Origin of the sequence: Streptomyces spongiae (assembly GCF_009377185.1) — a bacterium.
Classification (GTDB): Bacteria; Actinomycetota; Actinomycetes; order Streptomycetales; family Streptomycetaceae; genus Streptomyces; species Streptomyces spongiae.
Map to the genome: position 1 here is coordinate 1 of NZ_VJZC01000583.1, position 6241 is coordinate 6241.

6 protein-coding genes are annotated in these 6241 nt (G+C 71.0%); 1 reads left to right on the forward strand and 5 read right to left on the reverse strand.

The annotated features are described in order from the left end of the window. Positions 1-61 precede the first annotated feature (61 nt). Together FNH08_RS42035 and FNH08_RS42040 are read right to left on the reverse strand one after the other, a co-directional pair. Complete coding sequence (locus FNH08_RS42035) at positions 62-1174, reverse strand: carbohydrate kinase family protein (RefSeq protein ID WP_322726332.1); 1113 nt, start codon at positions 1172-1174, stop codon at positions 62-64. Between the two features lie 152 nt (positions 1175-1326). Further along, the gene (locus FNH08_RS42040) at positions 1327-2622 is read right to left on the reverse strand and encodes a glucarate dehydratase family protein (RefSeq protein ID WP_322726333.1); all 1296 of its coding nucleotides are present in this window, start codon (positions 2620-2622) and stop codon (positions 1327-1329) included. A gap of 111 nt (positions 2623-2733) precedes the next feature. On the opposite strand from FNH08_RS42040, the gene FNH08_RS42045 reads away from it, so the two are divergent. After that, complete coding sequence (locus tag FNH08_RS42045) at positions 2734-3525, forward strand: IclR family transcriptional regulator (protein WP_152776777.1); 792 nt, start codon at positions 2734-2736, stop codon at positions 3523-3525. A 309-nt stretch (positions 3526-3834) separates the two neighbouring features. Here the strand turns inward: FNH08_RS42045 and FNH08_RS42050 are convergent, their stop codons facing one another. From FNH08_RS42050 to FNH08_RS42060, 3 genes are all read right to left on the reverse strand, one after another. Further along, positions 3835-4827 (reverse strand): adenosine deaminase, encoded by a 993-nt coding sequence (locus FNH08_RS42050; protein ID WP_152776778.1) that lies wholly within the window; start codon positions 4825-4827, stop codon positions 3835-3837. A 76-nt stretch (positions 4828-4903) separates the two neighbouring features. Then, positions 4904-5809 (reverse strand): ribonuclease Z, encoded by a 906-nt coding sequence (locus FNH08_RS42055; protein WP_322726334.1) that lies wholly within the window; start codon positions 5807-5809, stop codon positions 4904-4906. A 6-nt stretch (positions 5810-5815) separates the two neighbouring features. Next, positions 5816-6169, reverse strand: coding sequence for a histidine triad nucleotide-binding protein (locus tag FNH08_RS42060; RefSeq protein ID WP_152776779.1), 354 nt, complete (start codon positions 6167-6169; stop codon positions 5816-5818). Between the last annotated feature and the right edge of the window lie 72 nt (positions 6170-6241).

Genomic DNA, 6241 nt, shown 5'->3' on the forward strand with positions numbered 1-6241 from the left:
GCCCCCACTCACCCGCACACAATCCACCCACCCCAGACACCCTCGCTGAACCGCCGCGCGCCTACGCCGAGCGGCGGAACCCGATCGTCGGTACCGCCCGCCGCAGGGGCCACGGCCGCACCGCCTCCTCGGGCACCTGGTCCTCCAGGAAGGCATAGCGCCGCAGGGCGGCAGGGTCCTGGCCCTCCAGCGACTGCACACGCCGCCACCACGCGGCGATCTCGGCCCACCCCGGAGCAGACAGAGAGCCCCCGAACTCCTGCACCGACAGCGCCGCGGTCAGCCCGGCGAAGGCCAGCCGGTCCGCCAGCGGCCACTCCGCCAGCGTCCCGGCCACGAACCCCGCCACGAACACGTCCCCCGCCCCCGTGGGATCCATCGCCTCGACGGCGATGGCCGGCACCTCGGCGGTCTCACCGGTCCGCGCGTCCACGGCGTACGCCCCCTGCGCACCGAGGGTGACCACGGCGAGCGGCACATGCTCGGTGAGGGCGCGCGCGGCCGCGCGCGGGCAGTCGGCGCCGGTGTAGCGCATCGCCTCCGCCGCGTTGGGCAGGAACGCCTCGCAGTGCTCCAGGTCGGCGAGCCCCGCCAGGTCCCAGCGCCCGGTGTCGTCCCAGCCGACGTCGGCGAAGATCCGGGCGTCCTTGGCGGCGGCCTGCGCGATCCAGGGAGCGCGCACTCCGGGCGTCAGGGAGGCGACGGCGGCGCGCGCCGGGGGCGGGCAGTCCGGCGCGGTCTCCTCCGGCGGCGGCTCATGACCGTGCGAGACCATCGTGCGCTCGCCCTCGTACGCCATCGAGACGGTGACCGGGGAGTGCCAGCCGGGCACCGTACGGGACGGGGTCAGGTCGATGCCCTCGCCCTGCTCCAGGGCGTCCCAGCAGTACTCCCCGTAGTGGTCGTCCCCGAAGGCCGCCGCCAGGGACGTCCGCAGGCCGAGCCGGGCCAGCGCGGTCGCCATGTTCGCCACGCCGCCGGGGCTCGACCCCATTCCGCGCGCCCAGGACTCGGTACCGCGCACGGGGGCGGAGTCGAGCCCGGTGAAGACGATGTCGAGGAAGACGGTGCCGGTCAGGTACACGTCCCACGGCGGGTCGTCCGGTGTGCGCAGGGCGGCGAGGGGGTCGACCTGGGGCCGGCGGTACGTTCGCTCTCCTCTGGACGCGGTCACGGTGTGCTCCCTGGCATGGTGCGGATCAGGCCAGTGTGCACCAACCGCCCCGCACGGCGCCGTCGCTCACGCCGGAGCCGCCCCACGCGTCGTACGACCGCGCACGCGCCCCGCGTCAGGCGCCCACCGCGGCCCCGGAGCGGTACCGCCCCCTACCAGCGGGGCACGGCCGGAGGGACCCACCCGGGGTCGGCGACCCGCATGGCGGCCGCGTCGTCCCGGTCCCGCAGCGAGCCGTCGTCTTCGAGCCACCGTCGATGGAGGAACTCCACCTTCTCGCGGTCGACCTCGACACCGAGGCCCGGCGCGTCGGAGACGGCGACCCTGCCGCCCTCGAACGTGAGGCGTTCGGTGAGCACGTCCTCGGACTGCCAGGGGTAGTGGGAGTCGCAGGCGTGGTGGAGGCCGGGCACGGTCGCGGCGACATGGGTCATCGCGGCGAGGGAGATCCCGAGGTGGGTGTTGGAGTGCATGGACACCCCCACCCCGAAGGTCCGGCAGATGGCGGCGAGCTGCTGGGTGTTGCGCAGGCCGCCCCAGTAGTGATGGTCGGACAGGACGACCTGGACGGCGTTCCGCGTGAACGCCTCCTTGATCTCGGCGAAGGTCGTCACGCACATGTTCGTGGCGAGCGGCACGCCGGTGCGTACGTACACGTCGGCCATCGCGCGCGTGCCGAGCGTCGGGTCCTCCAGGTACTCCAGTACCTCGCCCAGCGCGTCCGCGACCTTGATCGACGTCTCCACGGACCAGGCCCCGTTGGGGTCGAGCCGCAGCGGATGCCCGGGAAAGGCCTCCGCGAGCGCGCGCACGGCGGCGATCTCCTCGTCGGGCGGGAAGACCCCGCCCTTGAGCTTGAACGACGTGAACCCGTACCGCTCCTTGAACTTCCGCGCCTGCTCGACGATCCCGGCCGGATCGACGGCGGCCCCCCAGTCGTCCTTCTCGCAGGTGACGCCCTCGGGGTGGTCGGCCCACTTGTAGAAGAGATACGCGCTGTACTCGACCGCGTCCCGTACCTTGCCGCCGAGCAGCGCGTGGACGGGCAGCCCGAGCGCCTTGCCCAACGCGTCGAGACAGGCGACCTCGAACCCGGACGCGACGGACAGCCGCAACTTGTCAGCGCTCTGCACGCCCCGCTGCCCACCCACATCGAGCTGGTTCTCGACCCGGGCCCGGTCCACGGCGACCTCATCGGCCAAGGCGAACAGACCACCCAGATCGGAGACCTGACGCCCCACCAGCATCTCGCCGAGCGGCCGGGCGAGCTCCAGATACTTGCCGTCGCCGTAGGTCTCACCGAACCCGGAGGTCCCGTCGGCGGTCACCACCTCCACGATCAGCCGCGGGGTGTACGGCTGGTGCACCCCCGAGGTGTTCAGCAGGGGCGGATCGGCGACGAGGATCGGGGTCAGACGCACCTCGGTGATGGTCAGATCGCGGGTCACAGGGCGACTCCTCCGTCTCCATACGTAGACACTATCCACGTATGAAGATGGAGGCTAGAGAGACGAACACCAACCGTCAATGGTCGCGCGCGATCCCCTTACGATCTGCTCATGTCGGAACCCACGGACGAGCGCGGTGTGCGCGAGGTGAAGTCCGCCGCCCGCACGGTCGACCTCCTGGAACTCCTGGCCGCCCGCGGCGACCGTCCCGCACGCCTCCAGGAACTGGCGGACGAGCTCCAGGTCCCCCGCAGCTCGATGTACGCCCTGCTCCAGACCCTGATCAACCGCGGCTGGGTCCGTACGGACACCACGGGATCCCTCTACGGCATCGGCATCCGCGCCCTCCTCACCGGCACGAGCTACCTGGACTCCGACCCGCGCGTCCGTGTCGTACGCCCCTACCTCGACGAGGCCTCCGACGCGCTGGGCGAGACGATCCACATGGGCCGGCTGGACGGTCCGGACGTCGCCTACCTCGCGACCCGCGAGTCCCACGAGTACCTGCGCACGATCAGCCGCGTGGGCCGCCGACTCCCCGCCCACGCGGGCGCCCTGGGCAAGGCCCTCCTGGCGGAACGCCCCGACGCGTCCCTCCCCGAGCCTCCGTACGTCCGGCTCACCCCCAACACCCACACCACCCGCGAGTCCCTCCTGGCCGACCTCACGGCCACGCGTGCGCGCGGCTACTCCGTGGACCGCGAGGAGGGCGTCCCCGGCATCGTCGGCTTCGGCTTCGCCCTGCGCTACGACGCTCCCGCTCAGGACGCCATCAGCTGCTCGGTGCCGGTGGCGCGGCTCTCGGCGAGCCACGAGGAGCAGATCATCGCGGTGATGCGGGAGATCCGGGCCAAGGTGGAGTCGGCGACGCCCGGGGCGTCGGGTGCGGTCAACTGGCGTTGAGCCTGAGCGGGTCTCGTCTGCCGGGTTGTTGTCGGTGGTCGACTGCGGGTGCGTCGTGGCTGGTCGCGCAGTTCCCCGCGCCCCTTGAGAGCCGTGCCCGCGCCCGGCACCACGACGCACCGTTAATCTCGCGCACCCGCACCACGACGCACCCGCAGCCGCGTACGCACGCAAGGCCCACGAACGAACCGCAGACGCTCCGGTCCGCGGCAGAAGCAGCACATGATGATGCCGGGCGCGCCCCAGGCTCTTAGGGGCGCGGGAAACTGCGTGACCAGCCACGACGGCGGGAAAGCCGAACGACCGCTGCTACCCGAACTCGTACGCCTCCACCTCAGCCAGATACCGCCGACGCCGCTCCTCGTCATGCTCCAGGAACGACGCCACGAACGAATTGCGCGCCAGCTCACGCAACCGCTCCTCGCTCAGCCCCAGCGTCAACCGCACCGCGTCGAAGTTGTCCCCGGCGTAGCCACCAAAGTACGCGGGATCATCGGAATTGACCGTGCACACCAGCCCCGCATCCAACATCGCGGGCAACGGATGGTCGGCGAGAACATCCACCGCACGCAGCCGCACATTCGACAGCGGGCACAACGTCAACGGCACCCGCTCCCGCACAAGCCGCTCCACCAACGCCGAGTCCTCCATGCACCGCAACCCATGGTCGACCCGCTCGACCCCGAGCACGTCCAGCGCCTCGACGATGTACGACGGCGGCCCCTCCTCCCCCGCGTGCGCCACCCGCCGCAGCCCGAGACCGGCCGCCGCCTCGTACACCTCCCGGAACTTCACCGGCGGATGCCCGACCTCCGCGGAGTCGAGCCCGACGCCCACGATCCGGTCGAGATAGGGCTTGGCGGCGTCCAGCGTCTCCATCGCCGACTCGGCGGACTCGTCCCGCAGGAAGCACATGATCAGCTGGGTGGAGACCCCGTGCGTGGACTCACTGCGCCCAAGGGCACGCCACAGCCCCTCCACCACGGTCCCCATCCCCACACCCCGCGCGATGTGGGCCTGCGGATCGAAGAAGATCTCGGCGTGCCGCACACCCTGCGCGGCGGCCCGGGCGAGATACGCGTCGGCCAGGTCCTCGAAGTCCCGCTCGGTCCGCAGGACGGCCATGAGCTCGTAGTACAGGTTCAGGAAGGACTGCAGATCCTCGAACCGGTACGCCTCGCGGAGCTCGTCCGTGTCGGCGTACGGCAACGCGACCCCGTTCCGCGCAGCCAGCGCGAACGCCAGCTCGGGCTCCAGGGTGCCTTCGATGTGCAGGTGCAGTTCAGCTTTGGGGAGGGGCATCAAGGCATCGTACGGCCGTTTTATCTACGCTTCGGAACCGGCACCCGTTAACCTACGCTTCGGAACCGGCACCCGTTTACCTGCGCTTCGGAACCGGCACCCGCAACAAATCCCGCGCCACGGTCAACTCCCCCTCGAACCCGGCCGCCCGCGCCTGCCGCTCGAACTCACCGGGCTCGGTGTACCGCTGACTGAAATGCGTCAGCACGAGATGCCGCACCCCCACCTCCCGCGCCACACGAGCCGCCTGACCTGCCGTCAGATGCCCATGTTCTTCGGCGAGTTCCGAGTCCTCATCAAGAAAGGTCGACTCGATGACGAGCATGTCGCACCCGTCCGCCAGCGCGTACACGCCCTCGCACAACCGGGTGTCCATCACGAACGCGAACCGCTGCCCGCGCCGCACCTCGCTCACGTCCTCGAGCGAGACGCCCCCAAAGGTCCCCTCACGCTGTATCCGCCCGACGTCCGGCCCCTTGATCCCGTGCGCGGCCAGCCGTTCCGGCAGTATGCGCCGCCCGTCGGGCTCGACGAGCCGGTACCCGAACGACTCGACGGGATGGGAGAGTCTGCGGGCTTCCAGACTGTACGAGGGTGTGGCGGCGAGGACACCGTCCTCCGCGACCGGCGCCTCGATCAGCTGCACGGTCTCGCGGTAGGCGGTCGCGTACCGCAGCCGGTCGAAGAAGCGTTGGCCGGAGCGCGGGTAGTGCGCGGTGACGTCGTGCGGCACGCGGTCGAGGTTGATGCGCTGGATGACACCGGCGAGGCCCAGCGAGTGATCCCCGTGGAAGTGCGTGACACAGATCCGGTGCAGGTCGTGCGCGGAGACCCCGGCACGCAGCATCTGCCGCTGCGTGCCCTCACCGGGGTCGAACAGGATCCCCTCGCCGTCCCACAGCAGTACGTACCCGTTGTGGTTGCGGTGCCGGGTCGGGACCTGGCTGGCGGTACCCAGGACCACCAGTTCGCGTACGGACACGGCGAGTTACCCGGGAGGCCATTCGAGGCCGCGCCCGCCGAGGACGTGCGCGTGCGCGTGCCAGACGGTCTGGCCGGCGCCGCTGCCGGTGTTGAACACGACGCGGTAGCTCTCCAGTTTCTCCTCCGCGGCCACCTCGCCGCTCTCGCGCAGCACGTCCGCGGCGACGGCCGGCTCGGCGGTGCCGAGGGAGGCGATGTCGGGGTAGTGCACCCTCGGGATGACGAGCACGTGCGTCGGTGCCTGCGGGTTGATGTCCCGGAACGCGAGGGTCGTCTCCGTCTCCCGAACCACGGTCGCCGGGATCTGTCCCGCCACGATCTTGCAGAACAAGCAGTCGTCCTGCGGCTCCCCTGCCATGCGTGCCTCCTCGCCGATTGATCGCGTACGGGCATCGTAGCGAGGGGTTGCTCGCCCCCGCCGCCCCTACCC

Excerpts from the sequence above, each read along its gene's own strand:
- FNH08_RS42045 (WP_152776777.1), top strand. The coding sequence starts at position 2,734 with ATGTCGGAACCCACGGACGAGCGCGGTGTGCGCGAGGTGAAGTCCGCC.
- FNH08_RS42050 (WP_152776778.1), bottom strand. The coding sequence starts at position 4,827 with ATGCCCCTCCCCAAAGCTGAACTGCACCTGCACATCGAAGGCACCCTG.
- FNH08_RS42060 (WP_152776779.1), bottom strand. The coding sequence starts at position 6,169 with ATGGCAGGGGAGCCGCAGGACGACTGCTTGTTCTGCAAGATCGTGGCG.